Here is a 571-nt window from a genome sequence, read left to right as displayed (position 1 = left end):
GGAATACGTTTTCCACGGAAGCAACCATTCAAATCGGTAAGTAAAACATCAAAATATTGCGTATTCGGGTAGCGCTCCAGGTAGCGTTTCACTTCCTGCGTAAAGGCGCTACCCCGCCTCTCTTCTGACTGCTGAACAAAGTTCTCTACTTCAACGATATTGGTTTCCATGATTCTTCGCCTTTGGTTTGTTTTCCGCTCGTTATCAAAGCGTAAAATATAATGACCACTATTCGAATCTGTATGCAAACTAAATGTTTGTCAAATGTTAAATTGAGTTTGCAAAAATGAAAACCCACTGCTAGATTGAAAAAATATTGAACATAAAGGTCATTTAAAGCGCAGTAATGGCGATAATTTAGTCCACTTTGTGAGATTGAGCATGGAAAATATAATGAACAATCCGGTTATCGGTGTCGTAATGTGCAGGAACAGGCTTAAGGGTCATGCGACCCAGACTCTGCAAGAAAAGTACCTGAATGCCATCATCCACGCAGGCGGCTTGCCAATTGCGCTGCCACATGCGCTGGCGGAACCGTCATTACTTGAACAACTTTTGCCGAAACTCGATG

The 571-nt window shown here is 42.4% G+C and carries 1 protein-coding gene; it reads left to right on the top strand.

The window, feature by feature from the left end:
* Window positions 1-381 precede the first annotated feature (381 nt).
* Window positions 382-571 (top strand): gamma-glutamyl-gamma-aminobutyrate hydrolase family protein (locus AC5O77_RS22290; RefSeq protein WP_494507235.1); only part of this gene is annotated, 190 nt, incomplete at its 3' end.

It is taken from the genome of Stenotrophomonas sp. INTA L402-1 (genome assembly GCF_059295135.1).
The sequence above is the reverse complement of the archived record's forward strand: the minus strand, read 5'-3'. Positions and strand labels throughout refer to the sequence as shown.